Here is a 1,898-nt window from a genome sequence, read left to right as displayed (position 1 = left end):
CACAAGGGGGTGAAAGCGGTAGCGCACTACGATGTCATGCGAGAGATGTTGACGGGCAGAATGACTTACCCTTGTTCGAAGCGACCAAGGGGGAGTGCGGTCTGGATCAGTATGAGGTGCGCCAATGGCGCGGGTGGTACCGCCACATCACCCTGGCACTTCTGGCGCACGCAGTACTCGTCACCCTTCGGATCGAGGGTAAAAAAAACTCCTGAAGGCATGATGCCCCTCAGCCCGCAGGAAATTCGTCGACTGTTATGTCGCCTGTTATGGCGCGCCGTCCACCCGATCGATCATGTCATTGCATGGTCAATTTGGCGACGTATTCACCAGTGGCGCGCGCAACAGTCCCATTACCGACGCCGTGGTTTTGCCCCGCCTGCCAGTTAGCATCTAGTGGGTAGCCGCGTTCCCTCTCAGAAACACGGCCCCCGAAGAACTGTACGTGCAAGTTTCCCTGCATACAGCTCGAGCACAGCGTTAAGCGCCATACTGACGCCGGTCTTGCCATTGCAGCACAAGCCCTTCGCAAACGTCACATCGTTAATTCGCCTCATTGCTCAGGCGAAGGGCGCTGAACCGAAGTCAGACCGGTCACTCACAAGCTGCCCTTCGTTGAATCTCAAATGCTGGCTTGCGACAACTGCACCACGCGGAAGTCTGCACCCTTTCAGGTCGGGGCAAATCTCGAACCCCTATACGACCCACTACGGGTCGTCATTCGCTTTCTCCGCGTTCTCATGCCCGCTTCCCCAATAGCTTCCCTTGCGGGTCACCTGCCGCCACTCCGGTACATTGGAGCAAGGGCGGGAAATCGGGGTTACCACGTTCCCAGTCCTGCCGGCCCGAATGTTCCCGGACCTGTCCGTTTAGCGCCCGCCTATTCCCCGATGGCGCTTTGGCGACGTGCCCCAAGCCGTAGGGAAACAACCGGCCATCCACCTTTTGGTTAGAGCCTGTCAGCAGCTTTGGCTCTGCGTACTTAACGAGGATTCGACGACGGTTCACTTACGTTGCGCATGCGGAACTTGCCTGGCCCCCACACCGCGCGGCTGCTGGCAGTGTCGATCCCTTCCCGGTCACCCGGGTGAGCCGCCCATAGGGAGGGTACGTTGTTCCCGAAGCTTCGAACCCGACCGTTACCAGTCGCGCACGCTCGGGTAGGCAACTGCTGGTCGCACAGCAGGTCACAGCTCCAACCTCCAATGTTCCGGTATTGAATGTGACAAGGCAGAATCGAGCTTTGCCATCCGTTGTTGCATGCCGAATGACGCTCGGCGGACGGCGACACGTGTCGCACACGGCTGTAGTACTAGAGCGTCGATACGAAGTGAGCAATGCCGTCGAATGCTTCAATACGACATCAAACGGTTCGATGCCGATCGGACCCTTGCGTCTGACGGTGTCGACCGACACACCGTCGACAGTTCGCCGAATAGCCAAACGCAGCGCGGCTGGCGAAGCGTCCTGCCGGGCGGCCAGCGGACGCATCGCGAAAAGGGAATCTCCGAGGCCTACGCACTCACGCCTCCGCACGAAAACCGAAGCAACTCGTGCTCATTTCAAGGCGCGGACCACATCAATGTCTGGGCCGCTGGCGGCGATTCCCATGTTTTTCGATTTCTGCGCGGAGTGCGAAGCGGCCTCGACATGCGATCCGGTATCACTGAAAACTAGCGCGGCGCTATACGGTGCGCAGAGCCTTCAGCAGACACACTCAGGGCATAACTCGTTGATGCGGATTTTCGTTCCATGCTGTGTGCCCCACATTCCCGAAGCCGCGACGCTTGCGAGCATGTCGAGTGCTCCCGACAGATTCAGCTAGGAGTGTGCGCGGCAGAAATCTGATGTCATCGGACTGGGCGGTGCAAGCGTTGTTAGCAGATGAGAACAAGCTA

At 58.7% G+C, this 1,898-nt stretch carries 1 pseudogene; it reads left to right on the top strand.

The features are described 5' to 3' along the window. Positions 1 to 215 (top strand): annotated as a pseudogene (locus tag AWB68_RS47855) (hypothetical protein); the annotation flags it as partial. Positions 216 to 1,898 lie beyond the last annotated feature (1,683 nt).

It is taken from the genome of Caballeronia choica (assembly GCF_001544535.1).
In the GTDB taxonomy this organism is placed as follows: Bacteria; Pseudomonadota; Gammaproteobacteria; order Burkholderiales; family Burkholderiaceae; genus Caballeronia; species Caballeronia choica.
This window is presented reverse-complemented; position numbering and strand designations above follow the sequence as displayed.